Annotated in this window: 20 protein-coding genes; 7 read left to right on the top strand and 13 right to left on the bottom strand. The window is 54.8% G+C overall.

Annotation, left to right across the window (positions count from 1 at the left end; all coding sequences use genetic code 11):
- Positions 1 to 180: 180 nt before the first annotated feature.
- Genes KQX66_RS02300 through KQX66_RS02310 form a run of 3 tightly spaced genes read right to left on the bottom strand, consistent with a single transcriptional unit; the run spans position 181 to position 2,491 of the window.
- Positions 181 to 915, bottom strand: a complete 735-nt coding sequence (locus KQX66_RS02300; protein ID WP_216789200.1) for an MBL fold metallo-hydrolase — start codon at positions 913 to 915, stop codon at positions 181 to 183.
- Positions 912 to 1,781, bottom strand: coding sequence for a MurR/RpiR family transcriptional regulator (locus tag KQX66_RS02305; protein ID WP_216789201.1), 870 nt, complete (start codon positions 1,779 to 1,781; stop codon positions 912 to 914). Before KQX66_RS02305 ends, KQX66_RS02300 begins: the two co-directional genes overlap by 4 nt.
- Positions 1,778 to 2,491, bottom strand: a complete 714-nt coding sequence (locus KQX66_RS02310) for an HAD family hydrolase (protein ID WP_216789203.1) — start codon at positions 2,489 to 2,491, stop codon at positions 1,778 to 1,780. The genes KQX66_RS02305 and KQX66_RS02310 overlap by 4 nt, the downstream gene beginning before the upstream one ends.
- A 211-nt stretch (positions 2,492 to 2,702) precedes the next feature.
- On the opposite strand from KQX66_RS02310, the gene KQX66_RS02315 reads away from it, so the two are divergent.
- The 6 genes from KQX66_RS02315 to KQX66_RS02340 all read left to right on the top strand — a co-directional run bounded on the left by KQX66_RS02315 (position 2,703) and on the right by KQX66_RS02340 (position 11,571).
- Positions 2,703 to 4,577, top strand: a complete 1,875-nt coding sequence (locus tag KQX66_RS02315) for a cache domain-containing sensor histidine kinase (RefSeq protein WP_216789205.1) — start codon at positions 2,703 to 2,705, stop codon at positions 4,575 to 4,577.
- 5 nt (positions 4,578 to 4,582) lie between these two features.
- Positions 4,583 to 6,181 (top strand): response regulator, encoded by a 1,599-nt coding sequence (locus KQX66_RS02320; RefSeq protein ID WP_216789207.1) that lies wholly within the window; start codon positions 4,583 to 4,585, stop codon positions 6,179 to 6,181.
- Between the two features lie 79 nt (positions 6,182 to 6,260).
- Positions 6,261 to 7,550, top strand: coding sequence for an ABC transporter substrate-binding protein (locus tag KQX66_RS02325; RefSeq protein ID WP_216789209.1), 1,290 nt, complete (start codon positions 6,261 to 6,263; stop codon positions 7,548 to 7,550).
- 51 nt (positions 7,551 to 7,601) lie between these two features.
- Positions 7,602 to 8,489: a carbohydrate ABC transporter permease gene (locus KQX66_RS02330; RefSeq protein ID WP_216789212.1), complete on the top strand. Its 888-nt coding sequence runs from the start codon at positions 7,602 to 7,604 to the stop codon at positions 8,487 to 8,489.
- Positions 8,486 to 9,331 (top strand): carbohydrate ABC transporter permease, encoded by an 846-nt coding sequence (locus KQX66_RS02335; protein WP_216789214.1) that lies wholly within the window; start codon positions 8,486 to 8,488, stop codon positions 9,329 to 9,331. The genes KQX66_RS02330 and KQX66_RS02335 overlap by 4 nt, the downstream gene beginning before the upstream one ends.
- A 44-nt stretch (positions 9,332 to 9,375) precedes the next feature.
- Positions 9,376 to 11,571 (top strand): galactose-binding domain-containing protein, encoded by a 2,196-nt coding sequence (locus KQX66_RS02340; RefSeq protein ID WP_216789216.1) that lies wholly within the window; start codon positions 9,376 to 9,378, stop codon positions 11,569 to 11,571.
- 84 nt (positions 11,572 to 11,655) lie between these two features.
- On the opposite strand, the gene KQX66_RS02345 is transcribed toward KQX66_RS02340, so the two are convergent.
- From KQX66_RS02345 to KQX66_RS02365, 5 genes are read right to left on the bottom strand one after another with little or no spacing between them, the layout of a single operon-like run.
- A complete protein-coding gene (locus KQX66_RS02345) occupies positions 11,656 to 12,771 on the bottom strand; it encodes a Ger(x)C family spore germination protein (protein ID WP_216789218.1) in 1,116 nt (371 codons plus the stop codon).
- Positions 12,768 to 13,871: a GerAB/ArcD/ProY family transporter gene (locus tag KQX66_RS02350; RefSeq protein WP_216789220.1), complete on the bottom strand. Its 1,104-nt coding sequence runs from the start codon at positions 13,869 to 13,871 to the stop codon at positions 12,768 to 12,770. The genes KQX66_RS02345 and KQX66_RS02350 overlap by 4 nt, the downstream gene beginning before the upstream one ends.
- Positions 13,872 to 13,915: 44 nt before the next feature.
- Positions 13,916 to 15,025, bottom strand: coding sequence for a Ger(x)C family spore germination protein (locus KQX66_RS02355; protein WP_216789222.1), 1,110 nt, complete (start codon positions 15,023 to 15,025; stop codon positions 13,916 to 13,918).
- On the bottom strand, positions 15,022 to 16,125 hold the full coding sequence (locus tag KQX66_RS02360) for a GerAB/ArcD/ProY family transporter (protein ID WP_216789225.1): 1,104 nt from the start codon (positions 16,123 to 16,125) through the stop codon (positions 15,022 to 15,024). Before KQX66_RS02360 ends, KQX66_RS02355 begins: the two co-directional genes overlap by 4 nt.
- Positions 16,126 to 17,664 (bottom strand): spore germination protein, encoded by a 1,539-nt coding sequence (locus KQX66_RS02365; RefSeq protein WP_216789227.1) that lies wholly within the window; start codon positions 17,662 to 17,664, stop codon positions 16,126 to 16,128.
- 279 nt (positions 17,665 to 17,943) lie between these two features.
- Between KQX66_RS02365 and KQX66_RS02370 the strand changes: the two genes are divergently transcribed.
- Positions 17,944 to 19,179, top strand: a complete 1,236-nt coding sequence (locus tag KQX66_RS02370; protein WP_253956877.1) for an MFS transporter — start codon at positions 17,944 to 17,946, stop codon at positions 19,177 to 19,179.
- 682 nt (positions 19,180 to 19,861) lie between these two features.
- On the opposite strand, the gene KQX66_RS02375 is transcribed toward KQX66_RS02370, so the two are convergent.
- The 5 genes from KQX66_RS02375 to KQX66_RS02395 form a co-directional block, all read right to left on the bottom strand.
- Entirely contained in the window at positions 19,862 to 20,404 is a 543-nt protein-coding gene (locus KQX66_RS02375; RefSeq protein ID WP_216789232.1) for a TetR/AcrR family transcriptional regulator, read from the bottom strand.
- Between the two features lie 94 nt (positions 20,405 to 20,498).
- Complete coding sequence (locus KQX66_RS02380) at positions 20,499 to 21,248, bottom strand: alpha/beta hydrolase (protein ID WP_253956839.1); 750 nt, start codon at positions 21,246 to 21,248, stop codon at positions 20,499 to 20,501.
- Positions 21,249 to 21,280: 32 nt separating this feature from the next.
- Positions 21,281 to 22,276, bottom strand: a complete 996-nt coding sequence (locus KQX66_RS02385; protein ID WP_216789697.1) for a FecCD family ABC transporter permease — start codon at positions 22,274 to 22,276, stop codon at positions 21,281 to 21,283.
- Between the two features lie 19 nt (positions 22,277 to 22,295).
- Positions 22,296 to 23,306, bottom strand: coding sequence for a FecCD family ABC transporter permease (locus KQX66_RS02390; protein ID WP_216789236.1), 1,011 nt, complete (start codon positions 23,304 to 23,306; stop codon positions 22,296 to 22,298).
- Between the two features lie 25 nt (positions 23,307 to 23,331).
- Positions 23,332 to 24,327 carry an iron-hydroxamate ABC transporter substrate-binding protein gene (locus KQX66_RS02395; RefSeq protein ID WP_216789239.1) on the bottom strand — a complete coding sequence of 332 codons (996 nt, stop codon included), beginning with the start codon at positions 24,325 to 24,327 and terminating at the stop codon, positions 23,332 to 23,334.
- Positions 24,328 to 24,358: the final 31 nt, after the last annotated feature.

The raw sequence follows: 24,358 nt of genomic DNA on the forward strand, positions 1-24,358 counted from the left end.
GAGGTGGGGTATCTACTGGAGGAGTGATAGCGTTCGCCTTTGTCTGCGGGAAATATCCGCTGCTAAGCGGCTTCCAATAAGAATTTCCTGCAGACAAGAGCGACCGGAAGTAGATACCCCACCCTCTCGTACACCTCTATTACCTCATTCACCACTTTCTCAACACCCACTCCAGCTGTACTACAGCCGATATTGATCGCCCGTGCGAGCGAGATCAATCGGTCCTTGATACGTCTCTTGCGCTTCCCGGACAAGCTGGGCCAGATCGCCGTACTGGGGAAGGTGCGTCAGCACGAGCCGCTTCGCTCCGCACTGCGAGGCGAGTCTTCCCGCTTCGCCGGCGGTCAGATGGCCGCCGATTTTGCCGAAGTATTCGTTGTACAGATTGCTTTCGCAGAGCAGCAGATTCGCGTTCCGGCCGATCCGCACCAAATCGTCGTTCCAAGCGGTATCGCCCGTAAACACGAGCGTCTGCCCCCCATGCTCGATGCGCATGGACAGGCACGGAACCGGATGCGTCGTATGCCCGAAGGTCCACGTCAGATCGCCCAGCGCAAGCGTATCTCCTACCGCAATGACATGCGAGTGCATGTACTCTCCGTAAGCGAGCGTTGCGAAGGCCACAGGGTCCGCGTCGTGGGCGTAAATCTCGATCGGCTTCGTCCTGCGGCCGAGCTGCATCAGAATCATCGCCGCGTGCTGAAGGCAATACACGTCGGCGATATGGTCGGTATGGTAGTGCGTGAGCACGACCGCATCCAGCTCTTCGAGCGGCAGATGCCGCTGGAGCTGGGCGAGTGCGCCGGAGCCGCAATCCAGCAGCACGTTGACCGACTCCGTCTGAATCAAATACGACGCCGACGCGGAATCCGCAGCCGGATAAGCGCCCCACGGGCCCAAAATCGTCAATTTCATTTCGTTGTCCCCTTTCCGTTCGGTCCGGTCCACCCGGACGATTCCGTCTCGAACATCCGGAACTTCCGTTCCATCTCCACCATATTGCGCTTGACCCGCTCCAAGTCGAGCTGGGCCATCTTCTTGATCAAAGCGTTAGCCAACGCAAGCGGCGCCACGTACGAATCGAGAAAGCCCCGCGAACGGGTCGCGGCAAGCAAATACACGTCGGCCAGCTTGGCAAAAGGCGATACCGGCGAGTCCGTCAAGGCGACGATGCGCGCGCCCTTCTCTTTGGCCGCTTCCGTCAAGTGCCTCGTCGTCTGGCAGTAGCGGGGAAACCCGGAGACGAGCAGCACGTCCCCCGGCCGGAAATGCGCCGCATATTCCGCCGCCTCGCCTTGCGGCACCAGCCGGGCCTGGCCGAGCATGTAATGCATGATGTAAGCGAGCGGCGCGGTCACCGCAAGGCCGGCGCGCCAGCCTGCCGTATACGTGCGCTCCGCGTCCAGCAGCAGCCGGACGGCCTCCTCCACCTTCGCCTCCTGCTTGAGCGCGGCGGTCTCGCGGAGGTTGTCGATGTCCTGCGCGAACAGCTCGTCAAGCCACGTCGCCTGCTCCTCCTGCGCCGTTTCCAGCAGCCGCTGCACGGGACGCGCCTGCAGAAACTGCGATTGCAGCTCGTTCTGCAGTGCAGCGTAGCCTTCGAAGCCAAGTGTCTGCGCGAGCCGGTGCACCGTGGCTTCGCTGACGCCGGCAAGCTCGCCCATCTTTTTGGCCGGCAGAACCGCCGCCTGACGGATGTCTTTGGTCAGAAAGTAGGCGGCTTTCTTTTGACTCGGACTCAGCGAATCGAATAGCTGCTCGATCTTGCGCTCTACGCTCATACGCTGCGCTTCCATTCCTTTCTGTGTAAATAGGCGGGCAGCTCCTGCACCGACGCGAGGACGGGCTCATGCTGCACCTCTTCGATGCCGACCCGGCCGAACCGGTTGATCAGGCAGCAGTCCATCCCCACTTCGCGGCAGCCGACGACATCGTCGTAATAATTGTCCCCAACGTAGCAGCATTCCTCCGCATGTACGCCCGCCTGCCGCAGTGCCAGCTCGAAGATAGCCCGGTCCGGCTTCTCTATGCCGACTTCCGAAGAAACGATCACATGGTCGAAATACGGCAGCAGCCCGGTATCCGCCAGCACCTGTCTGGCACTGGCATCCCAGTTGGAGATCAGGCCGATGCCATAGGACGCCCGTTTCAGCTCCGCCAGCACCTTGGCCGCATAAGGATAAGCCACCCAAGGCGAACGGCGCTCCGTCCGCAGCTCGTTCAAACGCCGCCACTGCTCCTGCAGATCGAGGCACAGCCCCAGCCGGTAATTCAGCACGCCGAGGTACCATGGGAAAAACGTCGACGCTTCCCTTCCAAGAATGCCGGGGTATTCGCGCATGAACAGCTTGTCCGCATAATGGTAGGCCAGCTCGATCTCCCGCAGCTTCCTGGCGATCCCCTGCTCGGCCAAATAGGCCGCAAACCATTGTTCCCTTTCCAAATAAACTAACGTATAACCCAAATCGAACCACACAAACGTCGTCTCCATGCCTTTCCTCCGCTCCGTTACCCCGCCAAGAAGGAAATCCTTCATCTTCCTTCACTTTGTTGTATTCTCTACATCTTCACTTTATCCTCCGATTGTTTGCGCTATGTTAAATGAATCCAAAGATGATGTGAAGACGGCGCCCCACCCAATCCTGCTCTTGACGTTCACCCCATGCGGAAGGTACTTTAAATCTAGGAGAATCTTCCTGAACTTGGAAACAGGTCTAGGCACAAAGTACGATCCTTTAGAGAGAGGTTGTGAAACGATCGACGTGAGGCATTGGGACAAACTCCGTTGGGCGGCGCGGATTCATCCGTATTTGCGCCGCTCCAAAATCAAGAACCGGCTTATTCTGTCATTTCTTTTTCTCTCCATCCTTCCCCTATGCATCGCCACGCTGCTGACGTATAACAAGTCGGGCGAAGCGATCCGCTCGAAGATCAGCGCCTACTCGCTGCAAATTTTGGACCAGCTGCGCAACGAAATTAAGCGGGAAAACGAGCTGCTGCTGTATTTAACGGACCAGATCATGATGCATAACCTCGTGCAAACCAGCCTGCTGCAGGCGAACACCGCCCTGGACACGCAGTCCGTCATGGACAGCTACTACGAGTTGAACAGCGCCTTCAGCGGACGCAAGCTGTTCAGCCAAATCAAGTCCCTCCAAATCACCAATTCTTCCGGCAACTTGATGTACGATCTGGGCTATGACAAGCTCCGGGACGAAGACATCGCCATGTTGACCGATATGATCGAGGCCGGCGACGGCAAAGACGTCTGGACCCATATCGTGACGAAGAACGGCGTCGACTGCATCGTGCTCGCGAGGCCGATTCATTCGCAGTTCGACTGGATGAACACCATCGGCTACGTATTCATCGCCGTCAAGGAAAGCTATTACTCCCGCATTATCCATGAGGATGCCGACGTCGGCGAAGGCTCGGACCTGTTCATTGCCGATACGCGGGGCGTCGTTTTATCGGCGGGAAACCGCAGTCTTCAAGTAGGCGCCAATTACCCGAACAGCGAGCTGCTGAAGGAAATTTCGGAGCATGAGCTGCTCGGGACGCGGGCGTTCTCCGCCGTATTCAACAAGCAGAAATACCTTTTGGTCTATTCCTACGACGCCGTCTCGCGTTGGTATTTGGTCGGAACGATCCCTTACGAGCTGCTCAATAAAGAAACGAAGCAAATTTTGCCTTATATCGTGCTGGTCGTCGGGCTGTGCCTCCTGTGCTCCCTCCTGCTCGCGTTCCTGATCTCAACCAGCATCTCCACCCCCTTGCAGCGGCTGACCGAATCGATGAAGCAGGTCTCCACCGGCAATTTCCAGGTCAGAATCCAGGACCCGGGCAACGACGAGATCGGCTTCCTGACGGGCAAGTTCAACCTCATGATCGAGCAGCTTCGCGATCTGATCGACCATACGAAGCAGGAGCAGATCAAGAAGCGGGAAATCGAGCTCCAGATGCTGCAGGCGCAGATCAATCCGCATTTTTTGTTCAATACGTTAAACTGCCTGAAATGGACCGCCGCGATCAATCACGTGCCGGTCGTCAGCGACGGGTTGACCGCCCTTGCCGAGCTGCTCCGCCATACGATGGTCGACAAGAAGGAATTTATCCCGCTCCGCTCGGAGCTTGCCAATGTGGACAATTACCTCATCATTCAACGCCTTCGCTTCGGAAGCTCGTTTACCGTCGAGTATGACATCGACGACGGCCTGTCCGAGGCCGCCATTATGAAGTTCATTCTCCAGCCGATCGTGGAAAACTCCTTGATCCACGGGCTCGACGGCGCGGAGCGCGAGGAAAAGAAGCTCGTCATTTCCGCCACAAGCGCGGACGGACAATTGCTGATCGCCGTTCAGGACAACGGCAAAGGGATGGACGAAGAGCAGCTTCGCCGCCTGCTCGATTCGAATTATCGCGGGAAGCACCGCTTGTCCAATATCGGAATACGCAACGTTCAGGAACGAATCCAGCTTAATTTCGGGACGAAATACGGGCTGTCGGTGGAAAGCCGGGAGGGCGAAGGCACCCGGGTCCTGCTGACGATGCCGATGATCGGGGGAAATCAGGAGTGAAGGTCATGATCGTAGACGATGAAAAAATGCTCCGCATCGGGCTCAACATGATGATTCCGTGGGAGGAGCACGGCTACGAGCTGTGCGGCGGGGCGGAGGACGGGCTGGCGGCGCTCGGCATGATCGACCGGTTGGACCCGGATATCGTCATCACCGATCTGCGGATGCCGCGGATGGACGGGCTTGAGCTGATTCAGGAGCTGCAAAGCCGCCCCGGGTTTCGCGGCAAAATCATCGCTCTGAGCAACTACGACGAGTACGCACTGGTACGCGAGGCGCTGAAGCTCGGCGCGCTTGACTACTTGCTGAAGGTGACCCTGAAAGCGGAGGAACTGCTCGCCGTGCTCGGCAAAACCCGCGAGCTCATCCTCACCGAGTGCCAGGAGAGAGAAGCAGACCGGATCAAGACGGAAGCGGTGATGGAAGGCTACCGGCTATCGAAAAACCGCTTTTTCCAGGAACTGATCCATGGCGAACCGCTGTCTGATAGCGAGCTGATACGACAATCGAGCAGTCTCAAGATCGAGCCCGGCGAGCGGCCGCTGTTCCTGCTGTACCTGCACGTCGACCGGTATGACCGGAACAAATGGAGCCAAAAGCAGCTGATGTCATTCTCCATACGCAACATCGTATCCGAGCTGATGACCGGCCTGCCCGTGGGCGAGTTTGCGGAAATTGCCGGCCGCGAGTACATGGTGCTGCTCTCCGGACAAGGACGGTACGCCTCCGGGAGCAGCAAAATACAGCTTGCCAAGCAGATCGCGGACATGCTGCGGATGTACTTGAATATGGAGGTTAACCTCGTCGTCAGCGAACCATTCACCGGGCTGCGTCACGCAAGCGGAGCTTACCGCGCCTGCAAGCGGGCGGCGGGCATCCGCTTCTACCTTCCGGCCCCGGTCGTTATGCATGCCGAGGAGACCGGCTGCCACGAAGGTTCACTTCCTCCGCCTATCGTACGGCTGCAGGACGACATGATCGCGCGGATTCGTTCCGGCGAAACCGATGGCCTGCCCGCAGCGATGGAAGCCTTGCTGGAAGCGGCCGGAGAGGCGCGGCTTCACCCTTCCCTGCTGGCGCGGAGCGCCTTGACGGTGATCGACTGCTGGGAGGCGGCCAGTGCGGGGACCGGCGGGAGCTGCGCTCTACCGGGGACGTACCGCGATTCGCTCACGCAAGCGGGAACCGCCGGTGAGTTCCGGGCCGCGTTCGCAGAGGCGCTGCGCTACCTTGAGCGCCACGCTCCTCCTCCCGCCGCGCGGAAATACCGCAAGGAAGTGTGCGAAATCATCGAATATTTGCTCCGGCATATCGACCGGAAAATTACGCTGGAGGCGGTCGCCCGGCACGTCAAATTGAATGAAAGCCACATGTCGCGCCTGTTCAAGAACGAGACCGGCCAAACGATCGTCGGCTACTTGAACGGGCTGCGCATGGAGCGGGCCAGAGAGCTGCTGAAAAATCCCGACCTGAGCGTCAAAGCGGTCGCCGAACACGTCGGCATTCCGGACCCGTTTTATTTCAACCGCCTGTTCCGCAAGCTGTACGGCCTAAGCCCGACCGATTACAAGAAGCAGGCGTTAAAAAATCAGAATTGTCCATAATCGTGCAAGGATCGTTCATTTCCATCCGCCCTTGCTTGCTTTACGATAAAATCATTATCCGCCAAGGGGGAAGCCGCCTATGAAAAAGAAGCTTGCGGCCGTGCTGAACGTCTGCGCGGCAGTCGGTCTGCTCGCCGGATGCGCCGCATCGACGACGCCCGCCGCAACTGCGCCGGAAAAGAAAGAAGAAAGCCCGAAAAAAGAAAGCGTTTCCCTGAACGCCATCTTCATGAAGCAGGCGGGCTACAGCGAGGAAGCGATCAAGGAAGCGGTCGACGCATTCATCAAAGCCAATCCCAACATTAAGGTCGAGGCCACCTTTGTGCCATACGAGGCGCTGGAGCAAAAAATTCTCGTCGGCGGAGGAAGCTACGACGTCATGCTGATCGATGCGCCGTGGACCGCCAAATTCGTCAAAGCGAATCTGCTGCTCGATGTAACGGGCAAAGTATCGGACGCCGAGCGCGGCGATATCTTCGAAGGCGCGCTGAGCGCGATGCGCGCCGACGGCAAGCTGTACGGCATGCCGTGGCTCAATGACGTCAAGTATTTGTTCTACAACAAGGAAATGCTGGAGAAAGCGGGAATTGCCGAGGTGCCCAAGACGTGGGACGAACTGATCGCCGCGTCCAAAACGCTGAAAGAGAAAAAAATCGTCGAGCATCCGATCGTCTGGTCATGGAAGCAGGCGGAAGCCTTGTCGGTAGACTTCACAATGATCGCCGGCTCCTTCGGCGGCGAGTTTGTGAAGGACGGCAAGCCGACGATCCGGACGCCCGAGAACGTCGAAGCGCTCACGTTTATGCAAAAGTCGATCAAGGACGGGCTGACGAATCCGAGCTCCGTAGAATATTTGGAGGAGGATGTGCGAGGCGTATTTTCCAGCGGCAAAGCCGCCTTCGCCTTGAACTGGACTTACATGTACGACATGGCGAACGACCCGAAGGAGTCCAAGGTCGTAGGCAAGGTCGGCATCGCCGCCGTGCCCGGAACGGCCAAAAAGCCGAGCGCCACGACGAACGGAGGCATGGGGCTGGCAATCTCCAAGAAAAGCAAGCATTCCGACGAGGCCTGGAAATTCATCCAGTTTCTGTCGTCGAAGGAGTTCCAGAAAAAACATGCCCAAAGCGCGCTGCCGATCTGGAAATCGCTATTCAACGACAGCGCCGTCGTCGGCACGAACCCGCAGCTGATTGAAGTGTCCAAGAAGCAGTACGAGCATATCGTCAACCGCGCGCAAGTGCCGTGGTATGGCCAATTTTCCACCGAGCTGCAGGTTTCCGTCCACCAGGCGCTGCTCGATAAAGCGACGCCGCAGAAGGCGCTCGACGACCTGCAGGCCAAAGTAGTCAAGGATATCGCGAAATAATCCGTAACGGGGCGCTTCGCCGCCCCCTGCCTTGCCAAGGAGAGATGCTTTATGAAAAAAAGAACCGGTGACCAAGCGTTCGGACTATTCAGCGTCGCTCCTGCCATCGTGCTGGTGTTCGGTATTGTCCTGCTTCCGCTGATCCAAACGCTGCTGTATAGCGTGCAGGACCGGAACCTGACCTCGTCCGGGTCGGGCGAGTTCGTCGGGTTGAGCAATTACGCCTCCGTCCTCGGCAATCCCGACGTCTGGTCGGCCTTCGGACGAACCGCTTATTTCGCGGCCGTCTCCATCGCGGCGGAGCTGCTGCTCGGTACGATGATCGCGCTGCTGCTCAACGAGAAATTCGCCGGCGTCCGCTTTTTGCGCTCCGTTATCATCCTGCCCTGGGCCGTACCGACCATCGTCAACGGCGCGATGTGGAAATGGATTTACCACCCGGAGTACGGGGCGCTGAACGCTCTGCTGACCCAGCTTCATCTCATCGATGCGTATCGGCCGTGGCTCAGCAGCCCTTGGACGGCCATGAACATGGTAATCCTCGCCGACGTGTGGAAAATGACGCCGTTCGTCGCCATCTTCATCCTAGCCTCCCTGCAGCTTACGAACAAAAGCGTCTACGAGGCGGCGAATATCGACGGCGCCGGCCTGCTGCGCAGATTCGCCGTCCTTACGCTGCCGTATCTGAAATCGACGTTCCTGTTCCTGATCGTCATGCGGACGATGGAAACATTCAAGGTGTTCGACCTGATCTTCGTTCTGACCCAAGGCGGACCCGCTAACGGAACGATGGTCGTTAACTATATGACCTACATCAAAGCGTTCACCAGCCTCCAGTTTTCCGAAGGGGCGACGCTGTCCTACCTGATCGCCGCTTTCATCGCTCTGCTGACGTTCGCTTACGTGAAAGGGTTCGGCACCGGGGAGGCGAAGACATGAAATCGCGCACGCTGACTTTCGTCCAGTATGCGTTCGGACTGGCCGTCGCCTTCTGTACGCTGGCTCCCTTCGCATGGCTGGTGCTGTCCAGCATTTCGTATCAGGTCGATCTGCAGAGCGTCCCGCTGCGCTGGATACCGGAGCGGGTGACGCTTGCACGGTATAGCGATATTTTCACGAATCCGGACAACGATATGGCCTACGCCTTCCGCATTTCGATGAAGAACAGCTTGCTCGTAGCCGCCTTTGTTACCTTGATCGCACTGATCGTGGGGGGATTGGCCGCTCATGCTTTCGCAAAGTACCGCTTTACCTTCCGACAGCCGCTCATTTACTTGTTTTTGTTCACGTACATGATTCCTTCCATCGTAATCGTCATCCCCTTATATATGATAGTGGACCAACTGGGCCTGCTCGACTCCAAAGCGACGCTCGTACTGTTGAATTTGTCGTTCGCGATCCCGTTCGTCATCTGGATTATGCAGAGCTACTTCAAGCAATTGTCCCACGAGTTCTACGAAGCCGCCGCACTGGACGGGTGTACCCGGCTGCAAACGCTCCGGCTGGTCGTCGTACCGATGGTCAGACCCGGCATCGTCGCTACCCTGATCTTCGTGTTCCTGCTGTCCTGGGACGATTTCTTCTTCGGCCTGCTGTTCACCTCCACGCTCGACTCCAAGACGATCTCCGTCGCCATCTCGGAGTTCAGCGGCAAGCATGCGGTCGATTTCGGCATGGTGGCCACCGGCGGCGTCGTCGCTTCCATCCCTCCGCTGCTCATTGCTATCTTCCTGCAGCGTTTTCTCGTTCACGGCATGACGGCCGGAGGGGTCAAGGAGTAACGGCACGCCGTTGCTTACACAACAACAATAAAGGAGGCTGTTTCATGAGAAAGCGAATCATGATGCTGGTCCTGAGCTGTCTGATCGTGCTGTCGGCGTTCGCGGCGTCCCCCGCCCCGTCGCACGCCGCGGCCAATGCGATCCGCGTCAATCAAGTCGGCTACGAGAAAACGTATCCGAAAACCGCCGTCGTCGATTGGTCGTCCTCAGGCGCCAAGCCGACATCGTTTGAGCTGATCGACGCGTCCACTTCACAGTCCGTCTTTCAAGGCGCCATCGCCGCCACGGATTGGAAAAGCATGACTTCGTGGTACAGTGACCGGGTATTTGCCAAGCTCGATTTCACCGCGTTCCGGACGCCCGGCACATACAAAATCAGAATCGTTCAGGGCGGCACGGTTACATCTCCGGCCTTCGACATCGACGATGCCCTTCTGTTCAAAAAGACGTTCGGCCCGGCGCTCGATTATTTCTTCAAAAGCCGCAACGCCGGCGCCGTTTGGAACGCCGACGCCAAAGCGAAGCTGTATGGCAGCAATCCCGCCCAGACCCGCGACGTGCGTGGCGGCTGGTACGATGCTTCGGGCGATATCTCCAAATATTTGAGCCATCTCCAGTACACCAACTTTATGACCCCGCAGCAAACGCCCCTTGTCGTCTGGGCGATGAGCTACATCCGCGACCGCTACCCGGCGCAGCTCGATGCGATCGGCAAGAAGGCCGCGCTGGAGCAAGAAGCCGCCTTCGGCGCCGATTTCCTCGTCCGCATGAAGGCGAACAATCCGTACTTCTACGTTACCGTGTTCGACAACTGGACAGGCGATTTGTCCAAGCGGTATGTGGCCGCCTACTCCAACAGCACGGGCGACAAGTCGGCCAATTACCAGGCCGCCTTCCGCGAAGGCGGCGGCATGGCGATCGCAGCGCTGGCAGCCAGCGCCAGACTCGGCTTGTCGGGAGAGTTCACCAGCGCCGACTATTTGAACGCGGCCGTCAGCGCCTACGCACATCTGAAGACGAACAACACCAGCTATACCGATAACGGGGTCGAAAATATTATCGACGACTACTGCGCGCTGATCGCGGCTACCGAATTGTACAAAGCGACGAATAACCAGACTTACCTGGCCGACGCCCGCGCCCGGGCCGCGAGCATCGTGGGCCGGCAGGACACGGAAGGCTGGTATTACGCGGACGGCGGCTCGCGCCCGTATTACCATGCGGCGGAGGCGGGAATGCCCGCGCTGGCGCTGGCTCTCTATGCACAGACGGATACGGCGGCTTCGCAGACGATGAATATCGATTCGATCAAAAATTACATTAACCATCTGATCGCCATTACCGGCGAAGCTCCGAACGGCTTCGGCCTGTCCAGACAAGTAACCAAGCACAACGGCAAGCTCCTCAAAGATTTCTTCATCCCGCGGCAGAACGAATCGAATTATTGGTGGCAGGGGGAAAATGCGCGGCTGTCGTCCTTGTCGGCCATGTCGCTGATCGGGGGGAAATACGCCTTCGCAGGCAGCGCGAATTTGCCGGACACGTACCGGACCTATTACGCGGATCAATTGGATTGGATTCTCGGGAAAAACCCGTACGGCATCTCGATGCTGCGAGGCTTCGGGACGAATCACCCGGATTACGGCAGCACGAAGTACGGCCATACGGACCTCGACGGCGGGATCAGCAACGGCATCCATTCCAAAAACAACGACGGCTCCGGGATCGATTTCATCCAATCCGGCGGCGAGAAATGGCGCAGCCTGGAACAGTGGATTCCCCACGCCGCCTGGTATATGCTCGCCATTACGTCCATCCTTGACGAGGTGCCTGTCACGCCTCCGCCGACAGGCGGCAATCTGGCGCTCGGCAAGCCGGCTGTCGCCAGCTCCGTCGAAAGCGCAGGCTTCGAAGCGTCCAAAGCGGTGGACGGCAACGGCAGCACGCGGTGGGCCAGCGTGGAAGGGAAGGACCCACAATGGATCTATGTCGATCTCGGCTCGTCCAAAGCCGTCAGTAAAGTCAAGCTGAAATGGGAAGCCGCCTACGCGTTGGCGTACAAAATTCAAGTGTCGGATAACGCAACCGATTGGACGGACGTCTATACGACGACAAGCGGCAGCGGCGGAACGGACGAAGTCACGTTCGCCTCGCAGAATGCAAGGTATGTCCGGGTACTCGGCACCGCGCGCGGCACGGCCTACGGGTATTCGCTGTTCGAATTCGAGGTGTATTCATGAAATAACAGACAAACTTTCCTCCCTCGGGCCTGCCGGTACGACTGCCCGAGGGGCCCCTTTCCACCCCGCTGAGAGCCGCATCCATCACTTGATGGCCCCGCTGCTCTTGAGCGTCAGCTTGACTTTGACGTTCACGTCCGCTTTTGCGAACACGTCTCCCCATTGCTGCTGCACTTGTCTATAGGCCTTATACTGATGGGCCCGGGCATAGATGCCAAAACCGACCGGATCGAGCTGCTGACTCTGGAATTTTTTTACCAGATCCGAGAATTGCTTCTCCAGCTGTTTTTCAATCATAGCTTCCAGTTCCCCTCCTTTTTTGGCAAAATCAAAAGGGAACAGTCTTTGTGTCAAAGCTCCCGACAAATGGATGCCGACATCAAAACGAAACTTCCCTTGATTGTAAGCCGTTCTGATCTTGACCTTCTCGGTGCCTGCGTTGAAGCTGACAATATCCGATGCGAAAACACCGCTTTTCCGCTCGTTCGGAACATGGATACTGAAAGGAACTTCTTCTACCGTACGCCGCTGCAGAATGAGCAGCAAGGAGCTTTCCTGTTGATTCAGCGAGCCCTTGTATTTGCCCTTGTTATCCAGCAGCGCCGTACCCCTCACCTCGAACTCCTTGTCCAATTTAAGCTCGGAAATGGAAATGGTCATGCCTTTCTCATACTTCTGATCGAGCAGCTTTTGAATCGTCGTCCGGACGGTGAAATTTCGCCGGTTATTTTTATCGAGCAACCTGGTCAGATGAAGGGAAAGCCGCGGTTTGTCGTTAGGATAATGGTGAATCACATCGGATACACGCCCGTCCACAAGCACGACCTTCGCATTGACGGTTTGCTTCCCGTCCCGGAAAAAGACATCCATCAAGGGAAACCAATCTGCCTGCTCCGTCAAGCGCTTGCCAAGAAGCAGCACTTGCGACTTCCCTCCGACGGTAAGGGCCGTCACGACGGAATCGAATTTGTTTCTGGCCACGCGGACTGTTTTGGACCGGAATTCGTAGGCTTCATTTTTTTTCTTCGCTTCTTTACTGAACACGGGAGCGGCCATATAAACCATCAAGTTCTTCTTCTCGTCCAAGTCGAGGCCTATCGATAACCCGAGCGTCAAATCCTCGATATTCGTCTGATCCCAACATCCGGGCAGTATCGCTATGCAGACGGCCAATGCTGCCGACCGTATCCATCGCTTCATGTGCCCCTCCGCCTCCACTGCACACGATCGTGAATCCATACGTACAGCCACAAAACATAAGGGAACAAATAACCGAAGCATATCCCCAACAAGTTGACAACTTCAATCCACTTATCGGTCTTGTTGAACGACGGCTTAACAAAGAACATGCTGGTGACAAAAAGCAGCATTAACCATTGAAGCAGCTTGCGGTGATCTTCTCTGCCGAACATCCAATTGATCGAGAAAACGGTAAAGTACATCCCCGGCAGCCATGTCGTTGAAATGATAATAACAAAGAAAGCGAGAAAAACGATTTCCAGCCGTTCGATAAACCGGAATTCCATCGTTTTGAGCACATTGACCGACGGCTCGTTAAAGTGGGTAATGGTATCCGGGCTGTAAAAGACGTTGCAGGTCACGGTAACATGCAGGTAAACGAGCAGCGCCAGCGTATTGGCGACGATAATCCCCTGGGAGGCGTATTGTTTCGATTTTAGAAACGGATACAGGAGAAACGCCACTTCAAACCCTAAAAAGGCGAACAACGCAGGCTTCACCGCGAGCAGGATCGGCTGCAGGCCCTCTTTAAACAAAGGAAGCAGGTACAGCCAATTGCTCTCTCTCAAGGAGAGGAGGTAGAAAAAAGGCATCCACAAGGTAATATAAAAAACGAGCTCCGCATAGCGGCCTAACACGCGAACGCCTCCCCGGGCAACCAAATACGACGGGACAGCGAGCAGAATCAGCATGACGATATCAGGCGTTTTCGGTAAAATCCACGATCTGACAAACAGTACCGCCCTTACCATAATGGTATAGGAAAAGAAAGCGAAGTACAGCGCGGTAACGACCGCTGCGGCTTGTCCCGCCCACTTCCCCACATAACGCTTCAGCAGATCAAAAAGCGTTCCTTCCGGATGCCGCTTCATCACTTGGATAATCATTAAACTGGAACATGTGGCGATGACAAAACCGATAACGATGGCGATCCACCCATCGGTTCCCGCACGCTCGGCCAATTCGCGGGGGAGCTGAAGCAGACCGATCCCCATTTGAATACCGGCAATCAGAAAAATATATTGCATCAATGTGATATCATTAAACGCATACTTTTTCATTCATCATCACCCGCTTTACGGATTAAACATGCTTCCGGCATCGTTTATTTGACCGGCCCCATATCGGTAATTTCTGTTTTCACGGAAAGCTTCACATCAGCCTTGGCGAACGCTTCGCCCCAATGCTCCTGCACCTTCTTGTACGCTTGGTACTCAAAAGCGCGGGCGTGTAGCCCGAGACCGATTGGATCGATTTGATGCTTTTGAAACCTGTGGATTATATGGTCGAATTGCTGCTTCAACTGCTCGTCAATGGCCTTCTGGAGCTTGTCTCCCCCTTTTCTGACGTCAAACGGGAATAACTTCTCCGACAAAGCAATAGGCAATTTAACATCGATATCGAATTGAAACCTGTCTTGGACGTACTTGGTTTTAATTTTCGTTTTGACACTTTTGACCCGAAAGGTGATCGCGCTGCGGCGGATCGGTCCCCGTTCGTCCTCTCCCGGAATTTGAACGGAAAGGTTCATTTCCTTCGCGCGCTCCTGCAAAATAAGCAGCAACGTGCTCTCCTGCAAGTTGAGCAGTTCCGCATACTTCCCACGCTCATTCAGCACGGCCGTTCCTTTCACCTCAATAGCTTTGCCCATCTTAACTTCACTGATCGAAGGCGTCACCCCTTTCTCATACATTTGCCGGTGCAGCTCCTGCAGCGTCGTTTTCACGGTGATGCTCCTTCGGTTGGCCGTATCGATCAATCTGGTCATATGCAGGGGCAGCCGCGGCTTATCCAATGGGTAGAAGTTAATGATTTCCGCAACCGGACCATCCACAGCGACAACTCTGGCGTTCACGGAATACTTGGCGTCCCGGTACACGACATCGAACAGACGGAACCAATCGGGATGCTGCAATACGCGTTTGCCTACCAGCATAACCTGCACCTTCCCCCGAATGGTTAGCCCGGTCGACATGGCATCGAACCCCGTCATCGATTGGCGGAGCGTTTCCGTCTTGCGGCCGAACTCTTCGTTTTTCTTCTTCGCTTCCTTGTTAAACACGGGGCTGGACAAGTAATACACCATATGGTTATCTTGGTCCAGATCCATGCCGAGCATTAAGCCAAGCGTCAACTCCTCGACATTAATCTTATCGCTGCTGCAGCCGGGCACGAACAGAAGAACCAGCAGTCCGAGCGAAAGCCATCGTTTCATGCGAGCTTCCTCCGAGCAGAACGAGTTTTCATCCACAGCAGAAACCATAGAGCAAAAGGCAGGACAAAGCAAAGATAGAGCGCGATGTTTCCGAAAATCTTCTGAGACTTATCGCTCTGGGGAAATGTCGGAACAAAGAAAAGCGTATAAGCAAGAACAACCGCCGCCACGACCAAAAAGTGTCCGCGGAAAGCCTTCGTGCCGAACAGCCAGTTCGAGCAAAAAATGGTGAAGTACATCATCGGCATCGCGGTGGTCGACAGAATAAACAGGTAAAACGCGAGGAAAACAATTTCCATCCGCTCGACAAACCGGAACTCCGTCACCTTCAGCACGCTGAGCGTCGGTTCGTTGTACCGCGCAATTTCGTCCGGACTGAAGAAAACGAAGCAGACGAGCGTAACCCCCAGATAAACGATCACGGTAAGGATATTGGCGACGATAATCCCTTTGGAAGCGAACTGTTTCTTTTGCAAGAAGGGATAGAGGAAAAAAGCCGTTTCAAACCCAAGGAAAGACAAGACGGTCGTCAGGGATGTCTCCAAGATGGTTTTCCAGCCTTCCTTCATCACGGGTAAGAGATGAAGCCAATGGTGGCTGACCGACAAAGGAAGCAGGTAGAAGAACGGAAGCCATAACGCCATATAAAAAACGAGTTCCGCATACCTCCCCATAATGCGCACGCCTCCCGGAACAATGAGGAGTTTCGGGATCAGAAACAAAATCATGATCAACGCATCCGAGGTTTGCGGCAAAATCCACAGCTTCAAAAACAGCACGGACCGGACAATGACAATAAAGAAAAAGAAAAAGAAGTATGCGCCAAAAACGAGTGCCCCGAGCTTCCCTGCCCAACGGCCGAAATAATGGGACAAGAGCTCCAGAATCGTTCCCTCCGGATAATATTTCATGATCCGGATGATCACCAGACTGACGATAATCGAAACCAGCCAACCGATGACCAAGGATATCCAGCCGTCGGTTCCGGCCTTCTCCGCCAGCAGACGGGGGAGCTGGAGCACGCCGATCCCGACCTGCATCCCGTGAATCGCCAAAATATATTGCATCAGCGTGATCTCGTTAAACGCATACTTCTTCATTCAGCCGTCACCTTTCGGATGGTTGTCGCCCATTCTTTGCGAATTAACGGCCCGTGAGCTCTTGGGACGAGCCTTCATGCGCCATAAGGGCAACCGAACGAACGTATCCTTCATATCCGCGAACCGCATCGGAGCGATCGGATTGCCGTAAGGCGTGCCCAGCGATTCCAGTGAAATCAAATGCCCGATCAAGGTCATCATGCCGATGACCATGCCCACAATCCCAAACATCGCGGCAATGATCATCATCGGGAACCGAATCAGCCGGACGCCGGAAGCCATATCGTAATTCGGGATAATAAACGAAGCGATCGCCGTGGAAGCGACCACGATAACCATAATGTTGCTGACGATTCCCGCGGATACGGCCGCTTGCCCGATCACGATGCCCCCGACGATCCCGACCGTTTGTCCGACCGGCGCCGGAAGCCGTACCCCCGCTTCGCGCATCATTTCCAGCGTAATCTCCATCAGCAGCGCCTCGACAAGCGGAGGAAACGGAACGCGTGCCCGGGATTCTCCGATCGATAATAACAACTGCAGCGGAATGACCTCGTAATTAAAGGAAATGACGGCGATATAGAGCGCCGGCAAAAAGACGGCTACGGTAAAGCCCATAAATCTCAGCAAACGTGTAAAGGATGCGACCATCCAGCGCGTACTGTAATCGTCCACACTTTGAAAAAACGAGGTAAATGTCGCGGGGCCGATCAGTACGCTGGGCGAACGGTCGACGATGACGACAAATCTCCCTTGTAACAATTGAGCGGCAGCCGAATCCGGGCGTTCGGTGGAGATAAACTGCGGGAAAGGCGAGTACGGGTTGTCTTCGATCATCTCGGCCAATTCCCCCGTGTTAATAACGGCATCGATGTCTAACTGTCGAATGCGGTCTTCGATTTCCTTCAACACTTCGGGATGAACGATATCGGCCATATATAAGATGGATACGAGGGTGTTCCCCCGGCGGCCGATCGTCAGTTCCTTAATTTTCAGTTCGCGGTTCGGAATGTAACGGCGGATCAGCGCGATGTTCTGGGTGCCGGTTTCCACAAAGCCTTGATGCGCACCCTTAAGCGATGCTTCGAGCTGCGGGTCTTCGATCGCTCGCTGCGGCCACCCCTGCGTATTGAAAACGGCGGCCTCGCTGCGGCCCTCCTCGAATAAGATGCTGAGGCCCTGCAGCATGGCCATTTCGAGCTCGGACCACAGACTGATCGTCCGGACATTCCCGACGTTCACCCGGGGCAGATGGCCCAGCGCGTCCTCATTCGCTTCGAATTGAAGCGGGCGCAGCACGTCGTTGTTAAGGGAGTTTTTATCCGTGAGCCCGTCCAAATAAGCGATGGCCGCCTGATTGCCCGTCTGTTTGATCACGAAATGACGTACGACCAAATCGGGCGTCTGACTGAACAGCTCATGCAAATCGGCTATATTTTGTGCTAATACGGAGCTGATCGGGGTATTCAGTTTATGGTTCGCCTGCGCTTGCGTCGCAAAGCTCTTCTTTCCTCGAATCCAATTATGCAAAAAAGCCATGGCGATCATCCTGTGTGTTAGAGAGAATAAGTTACACGTTAGGATGTGGTTTCCATGGCAAAGTTATACGTGTGCTGCGGTGTAATCAATGAAAAAAGTCCCTGACCAGTTCGCTTGGCCGGGACTCCTTCGAAGGCTCAACTATCGGCGTTTGAAAAGACTTATGGTTTCCCAAGGCAGACACACCAGTAGGGCTTCCTTCTGGTGTGTTATTTATGTTATAATTAACATATATATACATTGAAGGTAAATATGAGATGTAAGGAAATGAGCTAAGTGATGATTAAGAGATCATTTTATCTTTTATGGGGAAGTCAAACTATTTCAAACGTTGCAGACATCATTTACTTAATGACAGTAATTTCTTTTGTCTTTGGAAACACCCATTCATTGTTGTCCACCGTAATTGTACCTTTAATGCGATATCTTTCACAGATCGTAAGCGGTTTGGTTTTTCCGTTAGTAGTTTCAAAGTTCAGATTGGTCAAGATATTGGTATTCGCTCAATTAGCGCAATTCTCAATATTCTCATGCTTAATGATTTATTATTTTTTAACGGAATCAATCCCCTTAGCCATCCTGTTTTTGCTGATTTTTTGTATTTCATTTTTCGATGGTTGGGTTAAGCCTTGCAGAAATTCCATCATTCCTCGACTAGCCACCAAAGAGGCACTGATAAAAGTAAATGGGTTGGTATCCACAACCGATCAGATCATTAAATGCTCTAGTTGGGCTTTCAGCGGTGTTTTGGTGATTATGCTTGGAACATTTAATTCCATGATAATCGTTTTAGTATCATTGTTTATTGCTACAATACTTGCTTCTCTGATCAAAGATAATAGCGAGCAAGACAAATCACATCATAAAAAGTCAAAATGGACACAAGCTGTGGAAGGATGGAAGGCATCGTTTAAAGATAAGCGGATCAGAACTGTCTTTATAGTTGATGCTATTGACACCATAGGAGGTACAGCTTGGATTGGTGCCTTCGTTTTAGCATTCTGTGTTCAAGTCCTCCAAAAAGACGAAAGTTGGTGGGGATTAGCAAATGGATCTTTCTTTGCGGGGTCTATTATAGGTGGGTTGCTTGTAGTTTCAGTGTCGAATTACTTTAACAATAAGAAATTCCCCTTAATGTTATGGGGTCTGGCGATTTATGCAGCCATAGCAGGAGCATTCGCATTTAACGGAAGCCCTTTTGTGGCAATAGCACTGATGTTTATAATGGGTCCACCCCTCCAAGTAACGGCAGTGATTAGGAGAACTTTATTACAAGAAAATGCTGAAAAAGATAAGCTGCCGAAGGTCATGGCTTGTCTTGAGGTAACGAACAATGTGGTTTTCAGTGTTTCATTGCTTTCTCTTGGGTGGGTAGCCGATACTTTCGGCATTCAGACGATCTATGCCATAGCCGCCATGGTTACTTTGGGCTCGGTATTGATTGGGATATTCGCCAGATCAAACTTCACAGAACAAAAAGTAAAATCTTTTCAAGGCGAGACTGTACGATATTGAATTGCAAACAAAATACGGGGAGTTTGATTATTGCTGATATGCCGCGGCCGTGGTGCCTTCCCCGGCACGCTCCGCCTCCTGCCGTTTTACGTCCAGCTCCTTCTATTCCTGGCCCATCCATGTCTCGATAATCACTTTACAGCAATTCGCCTTCTTTGTTCCCCTCTTCTTCATATACTTGCCGTGTGAAACGCTCTAGTGAGGTGTTATTCTGGTTCTTTTCATTTTGCTGGTCATTGTTAGCATCAGTTTATGGATCTGACATTAAAAGTTTTTTTATTCTGATGGGGCCGCCGCGTGCGGCTTTTTTTTGTTTTCTTGCAGTGGAATACCTGTATAATGAAAAAAGACCCTTGTTCGTCGAAGCAATGAGTACGATTACTTTGATGAACAGGGGTCTCCTTAATATCCATTCTCATTTCGCGGCTGTTTCCCCATTCAAATCTTCATCCGTTATCGAATATCTAATCAGAAGTTCATACCAGTATTGATCAAAAGAAATTTTGTTCCTGTCCTGTAAGGTTAAGTATCGATCCCATAATCTCATCCGAAGTTTTTCCAAGTCGGTCGTTGGCTCCATACAGCATTCTCCTCCCAGGGCGTATGATCAACTTTATGAGATCAGTCTATGGGGAGACATCCAGAAGAAGCACGGTGTTTACCTAATAGGAAGAAATAAAGATTAGCGTTCCGGGTGCTTCGGCTTAAGCTCGGGCATCTCCAAAACGGCTGAAATGTTGCACAACATGCCGTTCGCCATGAACATGCTGACCGCTACCTCCGGCTGTGCGATGCCCGCTTCACGAAAGCGCGCCTCCACGGAAGCCGTCACCTGATGTATGCCTTCCCGCATCACTTGGCGGATCGGCTCTTCCTTGATGACCATCGCTTGCATTTGCAAAACGATCTCATGATGATGTGTGCGCATCAGCTCTTCGTAAGCTTGTATCATCGCCTGCTCCAGCCGGTCCGAAGATGCATCCACTCCCGAGAACGCACGGACGATGCGCTCGAAGGCCAGCTTCAGCGCAGCGGCGAACAGCTCCGCTTTGCTTTTGAAAAATTTGAACACATAAGGCTGCGAAATGCCCACCCGCTCCGCAACTTGCGCCGTAGTGGCGCTGTAGTAGCCATGCTCCGAGAACACCGCAACGGCGGCTTCCAATATTTCATCTCTGCGGTTCGCTGCGGCAGGCTCACCGTTCTTCGACTTCATCTTGCCCATCGTTCCTCCTGCGAAACCGGAGTGCTCCGGCCGATCTCCTCGATCAGTTAGTTATTAATTACTAACTGTACTATAAGCGGACCGGCCGAAAATTTCAAGAACCGATTTCCGCCGGAAACAGCCAAGCCATCGCTTCCGGAAAACGTTTGATGAAATACTTCGCTTCGTGACCCGCGCCGTCTTCGATCTCAAGCCGCAATCGGTCCCCGGTAAACCCCCGCTCCGTCAATATCGCATGCGCTTCGCGGGTATACGGTACCATCATTTTCTGGGCGCTCGGTTTATGGATGCCTTCGATGCTTCCGACATACATATAGATTTTGCGTCCCGCCGCCTCCATCGGCTTCGTTCTCACATACTCCATGAAGTCCGGATACCAGAAGGAAGCGGACAGCAGCCCGAACCGGCCGAACACGTCGGGATGCAAATAAGCGGCGTAAAGCGAGACCAAGCCTCCGAACGAGCCGCCGGCGATGCCCGTCTCCTCCGGCAGGCGGGATGTCCGGTACTTCTCATCGGCCCAAGGCTTCAAGCGGCCGGTAACGAAGGCGAGATAATCGGCGCTCTGTCCGCCAAAATTCCGGGACGAGTCCGCCAGCGAGGGGGCAACCCACGGTGTGTACTCGTCATTCCGCTCGAATGGCGTAATGCCGACGAAGATAAGCTCGCGCAGCTCGCCGCTCTCAAACCGTCGTTCCAGCTCCTCCATAGAGGAATCGAACAAATAGCTTCCATCCTGCACGTAAACGACCGGGTATGCCGCCCCGCTTGTAAAATATGAAGGCGGGAGATAGACGGCTATCTCCCTGCCCTCGAACGATTCGACTATGATTTTTCCCTGCATGACGCCCTCCCGGGTTGGGACCAGTCCCTGCATCAGGCTCTGGCCTTAAATAACAAATATACAAAATACGGCACGCCGATAATTGATATGACAATGCCGACAGGCAGTTCGGCGGGCGAAAATACTGTCTTCGCAATAAAGTCCGATACGACGACCAGCGCCATGCCGATCAGGCCGCAGACGGGAACCATACGGACGTGCCGGATGCCCACAAGACGTCTGGCGATATGAGGCGCCATGAGGCCGACGAAGCCGATCCCGCCCGACACGCTGACGCAGGCGCTCACAAGCCCGATGCTGCCGAGCAGCAGGATCATGCGTTCCTTTTCCACAGCGACGCCCAAGCTTCTGACGCTGTTCTCCTCCAGCTGGAGCAAGTCCAGAACGTACGATCTGCGCACGATGACGGGTATAAGAACGACCAGCCACGGGAGCATCGCGACGATAAACTTCCAGTTGGCGTTGTAGATGCTGCCGGTCATCCAGACCGTGGCCATCTCGAAGTCGGACGGATTCATTTTCAGGCTGATATACATGGCAACCGCGCCGAGTCCGGAAGCGGTCGCGATACCCACCAGAAGGACGCGCTGCGGGTCCAGCTTGCCATCCTTCCAGGCGAACAGGTACAGAAACGCGGCCGTGGTCAGACCGCCGGCCCAACCGAACAACGGCATCGCCATCGTGGAGAACCAGCCCGCCCCCTTGATTTGCCCGCTGAAAAAAAACATAAAGATGACGACAGCCGCGCCCGCTCCGGCGTTGATGCCCAAAATTCCCGGATCGGCCAGCCCGTTCCGCGTGACGCCTTGGATCGCCGCGCCGGCCACGCCCAGCCCCAAGCCGACCAACGCGGCAATAACGATCCGGGGCAGCCGGAAATCGAAGATGACCAGGTCGTGCTCGGGCTGCGGGTCGATCCGAAGCAGCGTTCGAACGATATCGCCCACCGTCATGTCGAAGGCTCCGTTCGTCAGAGACAGGTAGGCGGCCGTGACGATCAGCGCGACCCCTCCGAGCAGCACCGCCATGTACTTGCCGGTTGATTGATTACGCACGCTGTTCCCCTCCCTTCTTCCGGATCAGATACAGAAAGAAAGGAACCCCGACCAAGGACGTCACGACGCCGATCGGCATCTCGAACGGATAGTTCATGAAGCGGCTTGCGACATCGCACAAGGCAAGAAATACCCCGCCCAGCACACCGGCGCACGGCACGATCCACCGGTAATCGAGGCCGACGAGAAAACGGGTAATATGCGGGACGATCAAGCCGACGAAAGCGATCTTGCCGGCCAGCGCCACGGAAACGCCCGTAAGCAAAATGACGGCAAGCATCGCGACCACTTTAACGATCAGCGTCCGCTGTCCGAGGCTGACCGCCACTTCTTCGCCTAAGGAAAGAATCGACACGGATTTCGAGATGAGCAGCGCAAGCACGACCCCGACCACGGCAAAAGGAATCGCCAGCTTGATCAGATTCGGGTCCATCTGATGCAGGCGGGCGTTATACCAAAAGCCGATTTTTTGCGAAACTTGAAAATACGTCGAGAACGCGGTCGCCATGCTGCCGAGAAACGTTCCGATCACGGTGCCCGTCACCGCCAGCCGGACCGGAGACATCCCGCCCGGCAGAAGGGACGCCAGTCCGAAGACAAGCCCTACGCCGAACGCCGAGCCGATGAACGAATACACGATCATTTCGATCGAAGAAGAGCCGGGCAGCGCGATCATGCAGACCGTAATGGCGAATACCGAGCCGTCGGTCACCCCCATGATCGAAGGGGATGCAAGGTAGTTCCTTGTCATCCCCTGCATGAGCGCTCCCGACATCGCCAGGAAAGCGCCGATGAGCAGCGCTCCGACCGCGCGCGGGACGCGGGAGTGCATCACGATTTGATGATTGACGTTGCCCGGGTCGAAATTGGCGAACGCCCCCCAGAGCGTGCCTGCATCGATCGTTTTGGAGCCGAAACGGACGGATAAAATGATCGAGAGGACGATCGCAACCGGCGAAAGCCATAAGATCCACGCCGGGTGAAGCTTGTATGCTTGTTTCATGGTTTGTCGGCTCGCCTGCCTGGAATCAGGAGGCCAGCTTTTCCACAGCTGCTTTCAGGAATTGAATTTTGCTCCACGAGGTGCCGCCCTGCCCCAGCGGATCGACGACGTTGACGAATACTTTGCCGTTTTTCACCGCATTGATGCTCTGCCAGATCGGATTTTTCTGCAGATCCTCCAGCGCCTTCGGCGTGTCTTTGTTTTCGTCCTCGGAGAACTGCAGGAAAATGTAATCCGGGTTCATTTCGCTGAATTTCTCGATCGAGATGAGCTCCTGCGCCTTCGCCGCCTTCACTTCCGGAGGAGCCGTAAAGCCGAGATCGGCATACAGCGACGCGTTGAAGAACACGCCTTCGGGATAAATGTACAGGTTGCCGGTCCGGACTCTCAGGGAGACGACCTTCTTGTCTTTCAAGCGATCGCCGAGCTTCGCTTTGGCTGCCGTCACATCTTCCTTATATTTTTGCAGCACCTGCTTGGCCTGTTCCTGCTTGCCGGTCAGCTCGCCCAGCAGCAGCAGATTGGCTTCCCAGTTCGTCGAAATATGCGACACCGGGAACGTCGGCGCGACTTTCGCCAGCTTCTCCGCCATTTCCGGCGGGAACTTCGAAGAGCCCAGAATGACGTCCGGCTTCATCTTCAAAATGCCTTCGATATTCGGCTGCATTTTTTCGCCGGTGCTTTCCACGCCTTGCGTGATGCTTTCGAACATCTTCGGAAATTTGCCGCCTACGGTAATCGCGCCGACCGGCTTCACGCCAAGCACCAGCGCATCCTCCATCGCTTCCATCGCGCCCGCGATGACGATTCGGTCCGTTTTGCCGGGCACCGTGTAATCCTTGCCGAGATATTTGATCGTTTTGGTCGCCGGAGCCGCGGCGTCTTTGGCCGCTGCCGCCGGTTTCTCCGTTCCTGCCGAAGCGGCCGGCTGCTCTTTCCCCTGACCTGCCGTGCCGCAAGCGGACAAGGCAAGCGCCAGCAGCACCGCAGCTCCTATTCCTGACCATCTGCGTTTCAACATCTTGCTAATCCCCTCTCATTGATAACGATTC

It is taken from the genome of Paenibacillus oleatilyticus (assembly GCF_018998565.1).
GTDB lineage: Bacteria > Bacillota > Bacilli > Paenibacillales > NBRC-103111 > Paenibacillus_G > Paenibacillus_G oleatilyticus.